The sequence below is a fragment of the Polyangium fumosum genome (assembly GCF_005144585.1).
Classification (GTDB): domain Bacteria; phylum Myxococcota_A; class Polyangia; order Polyangiales; family Polyangiaceae; genus Polyangium; species Polyangium fumosum.
Genome location: NZ_SSMQ01000015.1, coordinates 72,823 through 88,681, shown reverse-complemented (window position 1 = coordinate 88,681; position 15,859 = coordinate 72,823). Strand labels below are relative to the sequence as shown.

Below are 15,859 nucleotides of genomic sequence, written 5' to 3'. Positions count from 1 at the left end.
TCATACGCGGCGGTCGAACAAGGTTCCCGAGGGCCGTGCGCTTTGCGCTTTGCGCGCGGGCCGTGGTCGTTCTAGAGCCCTGCCGTGACGCTCCCCCGCTCCTTTCGCGCGTTCGTCGCCGCCGCGCTCGTCGTGGCCCCCTTGCCCGCCCTCGCGCAGACGCCCGATCCGGCCCGGGAAGAGCCCGCCGAGGTCGAGGAGCCGCCGGAGCCGGGCGCCGGGACCCCGAGGGCCTACGCGCCCGACTGGCGCAAAGGGGCCTTCCTCCTGTCCCTGGGAGGCAGCTACGTCGTGCCCCTCGGCAGCATCGCCTCGGGTGTGACAGCGAGTGATCTCGTGTCCGGCGGGCCCGGGGTCTCGCTCGGGCTCGGCTTCGGCCTGAGCCGGCACGTGTCCTTCGAGCTCGATGGAAGCTACGGCATGCTCGGCGGCGGCGCGGCCTGCGCGGGGTGCTCGGGCAGCACGCTCGGCGTGGGGATGCGCCTCGTCTACCACCTGGCGCAGGGCATCGCGTTTGATCCCTGGGCGAGCTACGGCGTGGGCTTCCGCACGTCGCTCATCGAAGCGCCCGAGACCGGCGCGGCCCCGGCGTTTGGCATCGGCCGCTCGCAGGGCATCGATTTCGCGCGGATCACGCTGGGCGGCACGTTCTACCCGCACCCGGTCTTTGGCTTCGGGCCGTTTCTCGAAGGGACGGTCGGCTCGTACCGGCTGCGCCCGGATGCGGGGACGTCGCCGAGCGTCTACGGGTTTTTCCAGGTGGGTTTGCGCGTCACGTTCGACCCGCTCCGCGGCGGAAAGGTGCGCACGCCGGCCACGGTCGCCGCGGCGTTCTGAAGCGAGCGCGACGTTTTTACGCAACCACGACCCCTGTCGTGTCGATGGAGCGTTCGTGAAGGACGAACGTGCGCGAGACGCGACGGTGGAGATCGGCGGGGGCGAGGCGGCGCTCGGCGCCGCATGGATCTGGGTGGACGACGGCGGGCAGGAGCGCGCGGCGCGGCTCGGTCCCGGCGAGGAGATCGTGCTCGGCTCGGGCGAGGGCGTGGACGTGCGGCTCGTCGAGCGCACGGTGAGCGCGCGCCACGCGGCGCTCGTGCATCGAGGCAGCGTGATCGAGGCGGTCGATCTCGGATCCCGCAACGGGATGCGGGTCGCGGGGACACGCGTGGCGCGGGCGTTTCTCTCGACGGGGAGCGCGGTCGAGCTAGGCCGCGCCGTCGTGCGCGTCGAGGGCAGCACGCTCGCGGTCGAGGCGCATCGGGGCGCGCCGCTCGCGCACCTCGTGGGGCGGAGCGCGCCGATGCGGAGGCTCGGCGGCGCGGTGCGCAGGCTCGCGCCGCTCAAGCTGCCCGTGATGATCCGCGGCGAGTCGGGGACGGGCAAGGACCTCGTGGCGCGCGCGCTGCATGACGAGAGCGCGCGCAAGGACAAACCGTTCGTCGTGCTGAACGCAGCGACGATCTCGCGCGAGCTCGCGGAGTCGGAGCTCTTCGGCCACCAGCGCGGCGCGTTCACGGGCGCGCTCCGCGATCGGCGAGGCGCGTTCCGGGAGGCGCATCAAGGCACGTTGTTCCTCGACGAGATCGCGGCGCTGCCGCTCGACGTGCAAGCGAAGCTCCTGCGCGTGGTGGAGGAGGGGCTCGTGCGGCCGCTCGGGGCGGAGGCGGCCATGCCCGTCGATGTGCGGCTCGTGGTGGCGACGTGCGAGCCGCTCGAGCAGATGGTGGCGGCGCGGCGCTTCCGGGCAGATCTGTACGAGCGGCTCGCGGTGTGCCTCGTGCGCGTGCCAGCGCTGCGCGAGCGCACGGAGGACATCGCGGCGATCTGCATGCACCTGCTCGCGACCTCGGAGATCGGCCCGCGCGAGTTCGCGCCCGGCGCGCTCGCGGCGCTGCGCGCTTCGAGCTGGCCGGGCAACGTGCGCGAGCTGCGGAACGTGATCGTGCAGGCGGCGTTACGCACGCCGGGCGTGATCCTGGCCGAGCACGTGACCTCGGTGCTCGCGGAGCGAGGCGGACGCCGGGTCAAACTTCGTCCCGACGACGCGCGACGGATCTTCGAGGAGGCAGGGAGGAATACGAGCGAAGCGGCGCGGCGCGCGTCGGTCCCGCGATCGACGATGCGGGATCTGCTGCGCGCCGCGGGAGACGCGGCGACGTCGTCTCAGAACGTGCCGACGACGCCGAGCCCTTGATACGTCGACGAGACGCTCGGCGAGACCGCGAGGATACGCGGGCCGTCGTTCGACGCGGTCGTCGAGGTCGAGCTCTTCTTCGGCAGGTACCAGTCGAGCAGCGCGTAGACGCCCGTGCCGATCGCGCCGACGCCGAAGAGCACCCAGCCCGTCGTGGCGACGGCGACGTTCGTGTCGTAGTCGGAGAGATCCTTGCGCAGCACGCCGCAGGCCTGCTCGTAGTTCGGCAGATCGCTGCCGGACGTCTCGGTCGATCCGCAGGGCGGGTTCTTGCCGAAGTTCGTGCTCGGATCGGTCGACGCGAACGTGCGGATCTCGGCGGCGTGCTGGTCGGCCTTGCCGCTCGCGACGCTCGCGCCGATCGAGAAGCCGATGCCGAGGCCGAGGCCGATCACCGCGACGCCCGAGCCGACCCACGCGAGCGGCTTGTGCGTGTACCACTTCAGGAACGGCTCTCGCGTGCCCGTCGTCGTGTCGCCGCTGCCGTCCGGACCCTGCGGCGTGAGCACGGGCGCGTCGACCGGCGGGAGGCCGGAGCTCGCGCCCGCGGGGCCCGCGGGTGGCGCGCTCGAAGGCGTGCCGTACGGGTTCGCGGCGGGCGTCGGCGACGTCTGCGCGGGCGCGGGCGTGGGCGACGCGGCCGGCGGAGGCGGCGGAGGCGGCGGGGGCGGCGGCGGAGGCGGAGGCGAAGCTGCACCACCGACGCCGAGCACGAGGTTCGCCGCGGTGGCCGAGCCTTGTTTCGCGTCGACCTTCGTGGTGGCGGTCTTGCCGCCGTACGTCGCCGTGACCGTGTGCGCGCCCGGCTTGACGAAGATCACGTTGAGCAGCGGCGACTTGCCGTAGCTCGTGCCGTCGACGGACACATCGGCGCCGTTCGCGTCGACGATCACCACGATGTGCCCGGTCTTCTTCTTCGCGTCGTTGATGCCCTTCTCGGCGACGGTCTTCTGATCGGGCGAGGCCGAGGGCATGTCGCGGAGGAACTGCTGCAGGTGCATGCCTGCGTCCTCGGGGTGGTTCGAGCGCAGCTCGCTCTGGCCGAGGTTGAGCAGCACGGCGGGGTGGCGCTTCAGCGCGTAGGCTTGCAGGAACGCGGAGCGCGCGTCCTCGAAGCGACCGGCGTCGAACGCCTTCACGCCCTCTTCGTAGCGTTGTCGAGCGACCTCGGTCACGGCGTCCGCCTGGGCGAAGGCACGTGCTTCCATGAGGTCGGGGGCGATCCCGGCCTCGCCGAGGAGGGCAGGGACCGTGAGCGAAAGGAACAAGGCGGTGGCGCAAGCGCGTGTCTTCATCGAACCCTCGGTGCATCGCGGTGCGCAGCGATGCGGTCTTCGTGTCGGCATTCTTCGCACCCCGAGGAGGGCACGGGCAAGCGATTAGCGCGCGCTCAGAACGGCGTCTCGCGGATGATGCCGCCGCCGGGCTTCGGGGGTGTCGTCGCGGGGGGCTTGGGCGCCGCAGTTTTTGCCGTCGTCGGTGCAGACGCAGCGGGTTTTTTCGCGGTGGCGGTAGCCGTCTCGACAGGCTTCGGCGGCTCGACCTTCGGCGGTTCGACCTTCGGCGGCTCGGTCTTCGGCGTCGTCGCAGCAGCGGCGGGCTCGCTCGTGGGTGCTGTCGTCGCGGCTAGCGTGGGCGTCGGGGCAGGGGGCTCCGGCGTGGGCGGCGCGGCGGCGGTCTCCACGGGGCGCGCTTCCACCGTCTCCGTCGGCGCGGGCGCTGCGGTTTGCGTCGGGCTCGGCGCGGGCTTCGGCGCCTCGGCCGCGTTCGTCGTGACCGGCGGCGGGGTGGGTTTGTCCGAGCCACCGAGCAAGCCCTTCGCGGCGAACGCGAGACCGCCGAGCCCGATGAGCGCGACCGCGACCTTCACGAAAATCCCCTTGGGCGGGCCGCTCACGGGGATCTCGGGCGGCTCGTCGGCCATCGCGGCGTCCATGCGCGCGAGGCTCGCGTCGTCCACGGGCGGCGCTGCCGCGGGAGGTGCTGCTGCGATCGCGGGCGCATCGTCGTCAGCCTGCTCCGCGGCCGGCTGCGTCTCGTCGGTCTTCGTTTCGTCGGCCTTCGCTTCGTCAGCCTGCGCTTCTTCGAGCTTCGGCGCGTTTGCGTCTTCAGCCTTCGGCGCGTCGACCTTCGCTTCGTCGACGTTCGGCGCGTCGACCTTCGCTTCCTCCGCTTGGACCGCATCGACGTTCGGCGCGTCGGCTTTTGCTTCCTCCGCTTTGGCCGCATCGACCTTCGGTGCGTCGGCCTTCGGTGCGTCGGCCTTCGGTGCGTCGGCCTTCGGTGCGTCGGCCTTCGGCGTGTCGACCTTCGGTGCGTCGACCTTCGGCGCGTCGACCTTCGGCGCGTCGACCTTCGGGCTCTCGGCCTTCGCGGTGCCGTTCGCGAGCGGCGCGGATGCGCCATTGGCCTTTGCGGCGCCGTTCGCCACCGGCAGCGCAGGCGGTTCGACCGCGCGTGCCGGCTCGGGCGGCGGGGCCACGACCGGACGTGCCGCGATCGCGGGCGCGGCGGCCGCGGGCGGATCGTCTTGCTCCCAGGACGGCTTGTACTGCAAGGCGAGCCGATCCAGCTCGTCCGGCGTGGGGACGGGCGGCTTCGCTTGGGGTTCTTGGACAGGCATGACCAGACGAGAACGTATCATCCGTCGCGTGCGAGCGGCAACGCAGCGGCGTCGATCGTGGAGGCAGGGCGCAGCGCGTCAGTCGCCGAACGCGGAGGCAGCCTTTTCGTTCCCCCCGAACTCGTCGACGAGCTTGTTCTGCCACTCGTCCGCCACGTCCCCCACGGTCGTCACGATGTCCTCGAACTCCTCGTAGTCGAGCGCGGACAGGCGCCGCAGGCACCGCACCACCACGTCGTCGCGCGCCGCGTCGATCGCGAACGCCGCGTCGCTCGTGCGCACGAACGAGAGCTCGAGCAGCTTCCGGTAGAAGCCCTCCCGCCCCCGCGCCGGCACCGCCATGATGGGCGCGAAGATCATCAGGACGCCCTGTCGCTCGAGGACGTTGATCCCGATCGTGACCGCGCCGCGTTGCACGTGGGCGTATCCGCCGTCGTCGAGCACGTGCCCCTCGTGACCCGCGTCGCTCGCCGGGAGGTATTTCGCGACGTAGCGTCGGAGATACGCGTTGACCATCGCAGTCGCGTCGGCAAAGTTCTCGCCGGAGAGCCGGTCGGCGTAGATAGGGATCGAGGTGGGCGTGGAGTCGGACACGGGGATCCTCCGGAAGATGTGCTCGGGCCCCGCGACGAGGGGGATCGCCGCGGTCGCTGCCCCGTCGTTCGCGGTCCACCGGCGTACCGCGGTGCAGCGCTGCCATCGTATCTCCGCCCTCCGCGCCGCGGCGATCCTTTTTGCGTTCGGGGCGCCGCTCCTCGGCTGCAGCGCGGGTGCGTCGAGTCCACCCGCGCCGCCCCCGAGCGACGAACAGCGCGCCCAGGCCCTCCTCGACCCCGCCGCGACGCTCCCTCCCCGCGCGGAGGTCGTGGCCCTCGCCGACGCCGTCGCCATCGCCTCCTCGCGCGCCGGCCGCACCGAGCGCGGCGCCGCCCTCGCCATGCTCGCGGGCGACCTCCGCGCCCGCTCCTTCCGCCTCGACCAGGCCGAGGCCGACGCCCGCGAGGCCCTCGAGCTCTACGCCGCCTCCGCGAGCGCCGCCGCCGGCACCCTCCAGGGCTGCGAGGCCGATCGCCGCCGCGCCCTGCTCGCCGGCGAGCTCGCCCGCGACGCCGCCATCTCCTACCGCGAGACCTACCTCGCCTCGCGCCGCCAGGCCGTCCTCGCCCCGCGCACGCCATGCCACGTCGCGCTCGAGCGCGCTCTCGCGATGGCGTCCGCCTATCGCCCCCGCGGAGGCGCGCTCCGCGCCCTCGAACGGGAGGGCGACTTCGCCTCGGAAGCCGCCTCGCGCGGCGCGCCGTCCCCGTCGGCCTTCGCCGCCTCCCCGCCGCCGTCCGGCGCCGTCTCCCCCGAGTCCGCGCCCCCTTCCTCCGCTTCCGCGGCGCAGGCCGCGCTCGAGGGGCAGGTCGTCGTGACCCCGCGGGACGCGACCGCGGCGAAGGAGCCGGTGAAGATCGTCTCGCTCGAGCCCTTCGGCTCCGAGAAGGGCGGCCGCGTGGTCATCCACCTGAGTGGACCGACCACGTTCCAGGTCGGCACGCTTGGCGCGGACGCGGCCGCGGGCAAGGACGCGCGTGTGTTCGTCGACATCGCCCGCGCGAGCGCCAAGGGCGTCCGGCGCGAGACCGAGGTCGGCGGCGTCGTGCGTCGCGTCCGTCTCGGCGCGCAGGAGGGCGGCGGCACCCGCGTCGTGCTCGATCTTGCCGCCTCGCTCTATCGCCGCGTCTTCTACCTGCCCGACCCGTTCCGCATCGTCGTCGACGTGAGCACACGCCCGCCGGTTCGGAAGGACGAACAGGACGCATCGGGCAAACGCGAGGTGCGCCGCGTCGTCCTCGATCCCGGCCACGGCGGCAACGACACCGGCGCCGTCGGTCCCACGGGCCTCAAGGAGAAGGACGTCACGCTGGACATCGCGCACCGCGCCGCGACCATCGTCTCCCGCGAGCTCGGCGTCGAGACCATGCTCACGCGCGACGACGACACGTACGTCCCGCTCGACCTCCGCACCGCGCGGGCCAATGCGTTCCACGCGGACCTCTTCGTCTCCGTCCACTGCAACGCGTCCGAGAACGGGCAGGCGCGGGGGCCCATGACGTTCTCGCTCGATCGCGTGCGGGATCCCGAGGGCCTCGCCATGCGCGTCGCCGCCCGGGAAAACGCCTCCCGCCCGCGCAAGACCGGCGAAGAGGGCGACGCGCGCTCCATCGACGAGGAGATGGCGCTCATCGCGTCGAACCTCGACGTCGGCGACCTCATGGCCCGGTCGCGCCACGTCGCCGATTTGGTCCAGCGCTCCGCGCTCGCGTCGCTCGGCGTGCGCTGGCCCGACACGAAGGATCAGGGCACGAAGACCGCGGGCTTCTTCGTGCTCGTCGGCGCGGACATGCCCGCGGTCTTGTTCGAGACGTCGTTCATCTCGAACCCGGACGACGAGGCCCGCCTCGCCACGGCCGACTATCGGCAGAAGCTCGCCGATGCCGTGGCGAACGCGATCCGCGCCTACCGCGAAGGCAAGTGATCCGCCCGCGTCACTCCCTTTCGAGGCCCATCAGCCGCTCCAGCGAGTCGCGCAGCTCCGCGGCCTCGCCCTTCTTGATGAAGTCGTAGGCCCCGGCCTCCGTCGCGTTTTTCTTCATCTCCTCGGCGTCCGAGTAGACGATGCAGCGGATGTGGGAGGTCGTGTCGATCGACCGCAGCCGTTCGAGGCATTTCACGCCGTCGAGCCCGGACATCCGCACGTCGAAGACCATGGCGTCGGGCTGGATGCTGCCGACGGCCACGAGCGCGTCGAACGGGTCCTGGAACGTGGTCAGCTCGAAGCGCTTGCTCAGCGCCTTGCGGAGCGAGGCGAGCACCTGCGGATCGTCGTCGACGGCCACGACCTTGGGCTTGCCGAGGCGGAGCACCTCGGGGATCGGGTAGCCGTACTTCCGCAGGAAATCGAGGACGTCGAGCCTCCGAAAGCGCAGGTGCCTGCCCGGCGTCCGGAAATGCCGGATTTCCCCCTTGTCCGCCCAGTTGTGGATGGTCTTCAGGTCCACCTGGCAAAACCGCGCCACGTCGCTCGCGGTGAACAGCTCCGGCTGATTCGTCGTCGTCGTCGTGGTCGTGGTCGGCGTCGTGTTTTCTTTGGCTTCCATGACTTCCGGCCTCCTCGGCCCAGTCCACGCTCGGGGGCTTCGCTCCCACAAAAGGGAGCTAAGTCCCCGAACCCCCATCGTCCACCGAAGTCGCAACGTCCCGCTCGTCGAGGCTCGTCTCGACCCCCGGCACAACGGGAGAAGCGAATCCTTTGCCGAACTCGGGTGCGTCCTCGGCAGCAAAACGGCCTTCACGCAGGACGTACCGGCTGGGTCCGTCCAGCCGCCGCTCCCGCACGGAGTGTGCAGGATCACCGGGCAAAGCGATGAAAGGCGGAGCGTCGCCGTCGCCCGGGACGAACTCGGGGCAGATCGGCAGGAGCGTTTGCCGCCGAGCGAGGGCGAGCGCACCGTGCACGTCTCGCTCGCCCGCGAGCAATTCCAGGGAGCGCGACGTCGGCGGCGCGAGAAAGAAACGCCCTTCCGCCGCGGCGTCGAGGACATCCGACGGGCGCGCCCACAAGCTCATCGTGGTCTCGTGATCGTCGTGCCGTCCCTCCTGTCCCTCGGGCAAAGGGAGCAGGAAGAAACGAGCATCAAACCGACGCGACTCCGCCACGGGCGTCACCCAGCGCGCAAACGGGACGAGGGTATCCAGCGCGAGGCGCATGCCGCGCCGGACGAGCGCGTCGAGCAGCCGTGTCCCGGCGGCGAGCTCGGCCGCGAGGGCGTCGAGCTCCGCGCCCGCCACGCCGGGCGTCACCGGCAGGATCCGCCCCTCTTCGAGCGTCTCCCGGCATGCCGCGACGCAAAGCCCGAGGGCGTGTGACCGCTCGGTGGCCATCCCAAGGACCCGCGCGTCCGCGGCGGTCGCGGCGGTTTCCCAGCCCGGATCGAGGTCCGACGGATCGACCTTTCCCCCTGGAAAGACGAGCGCCCCGCCCATGAATGCGGACTTCGCGTGCCGGCGCACACAGAAGACCTCGAGCCCCTGCGCACCGTCGCGCACGACGATGACGGTGGCGGCATCACGGGGTTCACTCGTTTTTCGGTTGATGTCGAATTCCAGCAAGGTGGAAGGTTTTGTCCCACGTCGAGAGGAAGTCGTCAAACCTGCATCTCGGCCGGTCTCGACCGTGGTTGACGTCAGGGAATCCGTCGCCTAGCCTTCCGCGCCCTCCTTCACGGGAGGGCCGGAAATGGACGGCATTCGTCCGTCTTTGGCCGTACTTCGTCGAGGTGCCCGGATTGCATGAAGCGGGGGGCACCGAGAGGGCGACACGTCGAGGGAATTGCACAATGAACAAGGCCCAGCTCAAGAAGTTCAAGGCTTTGCTCGAGGCGAAGCGGGACGAGATCGTCAAGAAAGCAAAGCAGACGCTGAGTGAGGACATGGCCCTCGACGCGAGTGATCTCCCCGATGAGATGGATCTCGCTTCGAGCGAGTATCTGCAATCCTTCACATTCCGGCTCCGCGGCCGGGAAAAGTCGTTCCTCGACAAGATCGAGAAGGCTCTGATCAAGATCGAGGACGGGACGTTCGGTCAGTGCGAGGAGTGCGAGGAAGAGATCGCGCAGAAGCGCCTCGAAGCCCGCCCCGAGACGAGCCTCTGCATCCGCTGCAAAGAGGATCAGGAGCGCGCCGAAAAGGATTTCGGTTGATTGTGCCAGGGGGTTGGCTGAGCCAACCCTCTTGTTCCAGGGGTTGGGTCAAGCCCAACCCCTACGCGCCCCGCGCGGGCGGGGCGCTCCCCGGGTTCGTCGCTGCTGTCTCTCGTCGGGACGTCCCGGGTTATTTGGCGCGTTTTCCCGGCCGCTTGCGCCCGACCTCGAGGACCTCGCGCAGGTAACGCCCGGTATGCGATTCCGGGACGCCGGCCACGTGCTCTGGTGGTCCGCACGCCACGACGAACCCGCCGCGCTCGCCCCCCTCCGGCCCCATGTCGATCACCCAGTCGCTGCACGCGACCACGTCGAGGTTGTGCTCGATCACCACGACCGTGTTCCCCGCGTCCCGCAGGCTCGACAGCGCCCCGATGAGCACCTCGATGTCCGAGAAATGCAGGCCCGTCGTGGGTTCGTCGAGGACATACAGCGTGCGCCCCGTGGCCTTGCGCGCGAGCTCGCGGGCGAGCTTGACGCGCTGCGCCTCGCCGCCGGAGATCGTCGTCGCCGGTTGTCCGAGCCGGATGTAGCCGAGCCCCACGCGCGCGAGGGCGAGGAGCCGCTCCCGCACGCGCGGGATCGCCTCGAACTGGTCGATCGCCTGATCCACCGTGAGCTCGAGCGCGTCGGCGATCGACATGCCGCGGTAGAGCACCTCCAGCGTCTCGCGGTTGTACCGTTTGCCGCCGCAGGTCTCGCACGTGACGAACACGTCCGGCAGGAAGTGCATCTCGACGCGGAGAACGCCATCGCCTTGACACGCCTCGCAGCGCCCGCCCTTCACGTTGAACGAGAAGCGCCCGGCCTTGTAGCCGCGCGCGCGTGACTCGGGCAACCCCGCGTAGATCTCGCGGAGCAAGCTGAAGACGCCGGTGTACGTGGCCGGGTTCGACCGAGGCGTCCGGCCGATGGGCGCCTGATCGATGGAGATGACCTTGTCGATGTGCGAGAGGCCCTCGATGCCGTCGCACTCGCCGATCGGCGCGCTCGTGCGGTAGAGCGCGGCGCGCGCCGCGGGCAGGAGCGTGTCCACGATGAGGCTCGACTTGCCCGAGCCGGAGACGCCCGTGACCGCGCAGAGCACGCCGACGGGGACCTCGACGTTCACGCCGGTGAGGTTGTGCGCGCGCGCGCCGACGAGCTTGATCACGCGCCCGTCGCCCTTGCGTCGTTTCGTCGGGATCGGCAGGTGTTTGTCACCCGAGAGCCAGGGCCCGGTGACCGACGCCGGGTTCTTCGCGATCTCGGCCGGCGTCCCCTCGGCCACGACCTTGCCGCCGTGCACGCCGGCCCCCGGGCCCATGTCGACCACGTGATCGGCCGCGAGGATCGCGTCCCTGTCGTGCTCGACCACGACCACGCTGTTGCCGAGATCCACGAGCCTGCGCAGCGCTTCGAGCAGCCGCGCGTTGTCCCTCGCGTGCAGGCCGACGCTCGGCTCGTCGAGCACGTACAGCACGCCCACGAGCGCCGCGCCGATCTGCGTCGCCAGCCGGATGCGTTGTCCCTCGCCGCCGGAGAGCGTCTGCGCGGATCGATCGAGCGTGAGGTAGTCGATGCCCACGTCGATGAGGAAGCCGAGCCGCGCGATCACCGCCCGCAAGAGCGGCTCGGCGATCGCCCGCTCCCGCGGCTGCAGCGGCCCGTCCTTGTGCGCGATCGTCTCCAGGAACGAGCGCACCGTGCGCAGGGCCATCGTGCCAATGTCCGCGATGTTCTTGTCCGCGAGCTTCACCGCGAGCGCCTCGGCCCGCAGGCGCTTGCCCTTGCAGACGTCACACACGCGCGTGACGGCGTACCGGCCGATGTCCTCGGAGCCGGCGATGTCGTCGTCGAGATCGTCGTCGTCCTCGCCGGAGAGCACGCCCTCGCCCTGCTCGAGCTGCCGCTCGAGCCGCGGCACGATCCCCTCGTAGCCCTCCTTCGCCTTCTTCCGCCCCTTCGCCGCGGTCGCCTCCGCTCCGAAGAGGAGCGCCTTGCGATCGGCCTCCGAGAGATCGCGGAACGCCACGTCCGGGTTCACGCCGAGCGAGCTCACCGCCCGCTCGGTCTCCGTCGAGAGCGCGAGCGAGCCGCGCCGCCCCCACGCGACGATCGCCCCCTCGCGCAGCGTGCGCTTCGGATCCGGCACGACGCGCTCCGGATCGATCCGCGTGCGGAACCCGATGCCGTCACACGCGGGGCAGGCGCCGTGCGGCCCGTTGAACGAGAACATGCGCGGCTCGATCGGCGGCAGCGAGATGCCGCAGGCGATGCAGGCGAAGCGCTCGCTCATCCAGATCGGCTCCGCGCGGGATCGTTCGGTCGATGGATCCGCGAGCAGCCGCCCTTCGCCGAGCTTCAGCGCGAGCTCGACCGAGTCCGTGACCCGACCCTTCACGCCTTCCTTCACCACGATGCGGTCGATCACCACGTCGAGGTCGTGCGCCTTCGTCCGATCGAGGACGATCTCGTCGCCGAGGTCGACGACCTCTCCATCGATCCGCGCGCGAACGAACCCTTCGCGGCGGAGGCGATCGAGCTCCAGCTTGAGCTCGCCGCGGCGGGCGCGGGCGATCGGGGCGAGCACGGTGACGCGCGCGCCTTCGCCGAGGCCGAGGATGCGGTCGACGATCTGCTGCACCGTCTGCGCCTCGATGCGCGCGCCACAGCTCGGGCAGTGCGGCGTGCCCACGCGCGCGAAGAGCAGGCGCAGGTAGTCCGAGATTTCCGTGACGGTCCCGACCGTGGAGCGTGGGCTCTTCGCGAGCGCGCGTTGCTCGATGGCGATCGCGGGCGAGAGCCCCTCGATCGACTCGACGTCTGGCTTGGCGAGTTGTTCGAGGAACTGGCGCGCGTATGCCGAGAGGGACTCGACGTACCGCCTCTGTCCCTCGGCGTAGATCGTGTCGAACGCGAGCGACGACTTCCCCGAGCCGCTCGGGCCGGTGATGACGACCAGGCGATCTCGCGGGAGGGAGAGGCTGACGTCCTTGAGGTTGTGCTGGCGAGCGCCGCGAATGACCAGGCGATCCATGGACCCGCGACACCTAGCACGCTCATCGTGCTCGGGCTCCCGTGTTGTCCAAGGCTTCCAAGCTCTCCGACCTACGCACGAGGACCAACCCCCTCCGTAGGCACCCCCTCGTTTCACCGGCACGCGATGGATGCGCCGCGCCTGCTCGCTCGAAATTTTTCCCCCACGCGGTTCCTCGGTTCTATTTGCATGACGGGCGACGATCGAGAAGCCCTGCGGAGCGCGTGGGTACGACGACGAAGAGCGTGATGATCTCGGTGGGCGTCGGCGTCGTGGTCGGCGGACTCGCTTTGTTCGCGCGTACCTCGGCCGTGTCCTTCCGCTCGGCCACGCGCGCCGCGCCCGCGCCCGCGGCGCCTTCCCCCGAAGCACGGATCCCCCGCGTCCCCGACGAACCCGCGGGACCCGCGGCGCCCCTGTCCACGCCGGCCGATCGTTTCTCCCAGGACCCGGCCGTACGCGCTGCTTGCCCGTCCGACATGGCGCTCGTCGAAGGCGACTTCTGCCCCAAGCTCGCGTACCGCTGCGCGCGTCGATCGAGCGAGCTCGGCCACGGCTGCGCCGAGTACGTCCGCGGGGTGCCGTGCCGCGGCGAGCCAGATCCGCGCAGGTACTGCATCGATCGTCACGAGTGGCCGAACCGCGTCGGCGAGAGCCCGCGTGTTTACGTGAACTGGTTCGAGGCCAAAGAGCTTTGTCAGTCGGTGGGCAAACGGCTGTGCCGCCGCTCGGAATGGATCCTCGCGTGTGAGGGGCCGAAGCGGCTGCCGTATCCCTGGGGCTTCGTGCGCCAGCCGAGCCCGTGCAACGTCGATCGCGCCTCCATCCCTTTCGACGTGAACGCGATGGTCGACGAGCGCACCCGCGAGGCCGAGATCGCGCGGCTCTGGCAGGCCGATCCGATCGGCTCGCACCCCGCGTGCATCAGCGCGTTCGGCGCGTACGACCTGTCCGGCAACGTCGACGAGTGGACGGACAACCTCGCCGACGATCCCGAGACGAACCAGCCCTCGACGCTGAACGGCGGCTACTGGGGCCCGGTGCGCAACACCTGTCGGCTCACGACGAAGACACACGGCCCGAAGTTCGCGTTTTACCAGGTGGGCTTCCGCTGCTGCGGGGACACGATCGACGGTGTCGAGACCCCGCCGCCGAGGCCGTTCCTCGATCGGGATCGCGAGCCTGCCTCGCCCGGGGATCGCGCGGCGCACGAGGACGGGTGAGATCACGCGAGGCCGTCGTCTTTCCGCTCGTGCTCGCGGGTTCGCTCGCGCTCGCGGCGCTCCTCCTCTCGCCGCGCGCGGCCGAGCGACACGAGACGCAGCCGTCTGCCTCCGCCGCCGCCTCGATCGAAGCGCCGCCGCCTCCGCCGCCGCCCGCGCCTCTGCCGAAGGAAAAACCGCCGCCGCCTTCGTACGTGCAGGTGAGCCCGGAGAGTGCGACCGCGTGTGGACCGGGCATGGTCCTCGTCGACGGCATCTACTGCCCGTTCGTCGGGCATCGATGCCTCAAGTATCGCGAAGACGTGAAGGACGTGTGCGAGCGCTTCGGCCCCGAGGTCCTCTGCGAGGGCCGGCTCGAACGCCGGCGTTTCTGCGTCGACGTCTACGAGTACCCCAACATGGAAGGCGTCAAGCCCGCGGTCATGGCCGACTGGAACGAGGCGCGGCGCGCGTGCGAGGTCGAGGGCAAGCGCCTCTGCACGGTCGAGGAGTGGGAGTTCGCGTGCGAGGGCCCGGGGATGTGGCCGTATCCGTACGGCGCCGAGCGTGACGCCGAGGCCTGCAACATCGACAAGCCCGTCGAGCCGCCGGACTTCGACGCCTTCTCGGATCCGGCCCGCGTCTCGGCCGAGGTCGACAGGCTCGATCGTCGCGTCGCGTCAGGCGAGCTGCACCGCTGCGTCAGCCCCTTCGGCGTGCACGACATGACGGGCAACGTCGACGAGTGGGTCGACAACCCCCAGGGCAAGCGCCTCGAAGCGCCGTACCGCTCGTCCTTGAAGGGCGGCTACTGGGGGCCGATCCGCGCGCGTTGCCGGCCGATCACGTCGACGCACAACGAGTGGTTCAGCTTCTACCAGGTCGGCTTCCGGTGCTGCGGCGACCCGAAGGACGGGGGGCGGGCAGGTTCTCTGCCCGCTGGCAAGCGGCCGCGGCTCGGCCGGATGAACCTTCCGCCGCGGAACGTCCCCGAGCGTTCGAAGCCTGCGCCGGAAAGTCCTTGAAAGTTCGATGCTTCGGGGTCGGGCGCCCCGACGCGCGCGCGGGGCCCGCACGGCTCTTTCCGGGGAGCAAGCCCAAAGTGAACGATGACGCGGCGCGCCCCTTCCAACGGTCTCGATGTTGGACTAGCTTGTCCCCCGGGTCGCCTCCGGGCGATTCGGCGAACACGGGCCCATAGCTCAATCGGTCAGAGCCCCCGGCTCATAACCGGGCTGTTCCTGGTTCGAGTCCAGGTGGGCCTATCCCTTTTCGCAAGGAGCAGAGCATCCACGTGAGTATCCGCGACCAGATCGCACCCCTCGAAGAGCTCGCGACCATCGACGACGATCTGCGGAGGCTGGAGGAGCAGATCGGCAAGCAGCGGGGAAGCCTGGAGGGGATGCGGGCGGAGGCGAAGGTTCTCGAGGACCGCCTCCGTTCGGACCGAGAGATGCTCTCGCAGATGGAGAAGACGCGGAGCGAGCTCAGCGTCGAGCTGCGCCAGATGACGCAGCAGATCGAGCGGTCGCGCGAGAAGCTCGCGCGGTCGAGGAACGAGCGCGAGAGCAACGCGGCGCAACGCGAGATCGAGGAGCTGCGCAAGCTGCACCGCGACCGCGAGGAAGAGATCGAGCGCCTGAACACCGCGACCGAAGCGGCGAAGAAGTCGATCGACGTGACCGACGCCAAGCACCGCAACATCGTGCAGCAGATCGAAGGCACGGTAGAGGGGACGACGCGGCAGCTCGACGACGCCGAGTCGCAACGCGCGACGCGGGTGAAGGAGCGTGAGCTCGCGGTGAAGAAGCTGCCGACGACGCTCTACCGTCGTTACGAGTCCGTGCGCACGCGCCGCCCGCACCCGATCGCGGCCACGCACGACGGCACGTGCCTCGGCTGCCACCTGACCATCCCGCCGATGATGTTCCAGAAGATGCTGCGTCAGGCCGAGTTCGAGCAGTGCCCGCACTGCCGCCGCATCCTCTACTACACGCCCGCGCCGGTGAGGGTCCCGGAGGGCGACGCCGCCGAGGGCAGCTCGACTTCGTCACGCGCCTGATCGCTCCATCT

At 70.5% G+C, this 15,859-nt stretch carries 13 protein-coding genes and 1 tRNA gene; 8 read left to right on the top strand and 6 right to left on the bottom strand.

The window, feature by feature from the left end:
- Positions 1–84 precede the first annotated feature (84 nt).
- Complete coding sequence (locus E8A74_RS16560) at positions 85–837, top strand: hypothetical protein (RefSeq protein ID WP_136929984.1); 753 nt, start codon at positions 85–87, stop codon at positions 835–837.
- 55 nt (positions 838–892) lie between these two features.
- Positions 893–2,197 carry a sigma 54-interacting transcriptional regulator gene (locus E8A74_RS16555; RefSeq protein WP_232379596.1) on the top strand — a complete coding sequence of 435 codons (1,305 nt, stop codon included), beginning with the start codon at positions 893–895 and terminating at the stop codon, positions 2,195–2,197.
- Here E8A74_RS16555 and E8A74_RS16550 read toward each other — a convergent pair.
- The 3 genes from E8A74_RS16550 to E8A74_RS16540 form a co-directional block, all read right to left on the bottom strand.
- The gene (locus E8A74_RS16550; RefSeq protein ID WP_170229169.1) at positions 2,167–3,492 is read right to left on the bottom strand and encodes a PEGA domain-containing protein; all 1,326 of its coding nucleotides are present in this window, start codon (positions 3,490–3,492) and stop codon (positions 2,167–2,169) included. The genes E8A74_RS16555 and E8A74_RS16550 overlap by 31 nt on opposite strands.
- Before the next feature lie 95 nt (positions 3,493–3,587).
- Positions 3,588–4,820 carry a hypothetical protein gene (locus E8A74_RS16545; RefSeq protein ID WP_136929981.1) on the bottom strand — a complete coding sequence of 411 codons (1,233 nt, stop codon included), beginning with the start codon at positions 4,818–4,820 and terminating at the stop codon, positions 3,588–3,590.
- Positions 4,821–4,898: 78 nt separating this feature from the next.
- Positions 4,899–5,414 carry a YbjN domain-containing protein gene (locus tag E8A74_RS16540; protein WP_232379595.1) on the bottom strand — a complete coding sequence of 172 codons (516 nt, stop codon included), beginning with the start codon at positions 5,412–5,414 and terminating at the stop codon, positions 4,899–4,901.
- Here E8A74_RS16540 and E8A74_RS16535 point away from each other — a divergent pair.
- Positions 5,401–7,341, top strand: a complete 1,941-nt coding sequence (locus tag E8A74_RS16535) for an N-acetylmuramoyl-L-alanine amidase (RefSeq protein ID WP_232379594.1) — start codon at positions 5,401–5,403, stop codon at positions 7,339–7,341. The two genes, E8A74_RS16540 and E8A74_RS16535, sit on opposite strands and share 14 nt — an antisense overlap.
- A gap of 10 nt (positions 7,342–7,351) precedes the next feature.
- Here E8A74_RS16535 and E8A74_RS16530 read toward each other — a convergent pair whose 3' ends face one another.
- Together E8A74_RS16530 and E8A74_RS16525 are read right to left on the bottom strand one after the other, a co-directional pair.
- Entirely contained in the window at positions 7,352–7,963 is a 612-nt protein-coding gene (locus E8A74_RS16530) for a response regulator (protein WP_136929980.1), read from the bottom strand.
- A 58-nt stretch (positions 7,964–8,021) separates the two neighbouring features.
- Complete coding sequence (locus E8A74_RS16525) at positions 8,022–8,975, bottom strand: NUDIX hydrolase (RefSeq protein ID WP_136929979.1); 954 nt, start codon at positions 8,973–8,975, stop codon at positions 8,022–8,024.
- Between the two features lie 227 nt (positions 8,976–9,202).
- Between E8A74_RS16525 and E8A74_RS16520 the strand changes: the two genes are divergently transcribed.
- On the top strand, positions 9,203–9,565 hold the full coding sequence (locus E8A74_RS16520; protein WP_136929978.1) for a TraR/DksA family transcriptional regulator: 363 nt from the start codon (positions 9,203–9,205) through the stop codon (positions 9,563–9,565).
- A 130-nt stretch (positions 9,566–9,695) separates the two neighbouring features.
- Here the strand turns inward: E8A74_RS16520 and uvrA are convergent, their stop codons facing one another.
- Positions 9,696–12,584, bottom strand: coding sequence for an excinuclease ABC subunit UvrA (uvrA, locus tag E8A74_RS16515; RefSeq protein ID WP_136929977.1), 2,889 nt, complete (start codon positions 12,582–12,584; stop codon positions 9,696–9,698).
- Between the two features lie 224 nt (positions 12,585–12,808).
- On the opposite strand from uvrA, the gene E8A74_RS16510 reads away from it, so the two are divergent.
- The 4 genes from E8A74_RS16510 (at position 12,809) to E8A74_RS16495 (ending at position 15,848) form a co-directional block, all read left to right on the top strand.
- On the top strand, positions 12,809–13,807 hold the full coding sequence (locus E8A74_RS16510) for a formylglycine-generating enzyme family protein (protein ID WP_136929976.1): 999 nt from the start codon (positions 12,809–12,811) through the stop codon (positions 13,805–13,807).
- Positions 13,804–14,811: a formylglycine-generating enzyme family protein gene (locus E8A74_RS16505; protein ID WP_136929975.1), complete on the top strand. Its 1,008-nt coding sequence runs from the start codon at positions 13,804–13,806 to the stop codon at positions 14,809–14,811. The genes E8A74_RS16510 and E8A74_RS16505 overlap by 4 nt, the downstream gene beginning before the upstream one ends.
- A gap of 166 nt (positions 14,812–14,977) precedes the next feature.
- Positions 14,978–15,051, top strand: a tRNA-Ile gene (locus E8A74_RS16500).
- Between the two features lie 29 nt (positions 15,052–15,080).
- The gene (locus tag E8A74_RS16495; RefSeq protein WP_136929974.1) at positions 15,081–15,848 is read left to right on the top strand and encodes a zinc ribbon domain-containing protein; all 768 of its coding nucleotides are present in this window, start codon (positions 15,081–15,083) and stop codon (positions 15,846–15,848) included.
- Positions 15,849–15,859: the final 11 nt, after the last annotated feature.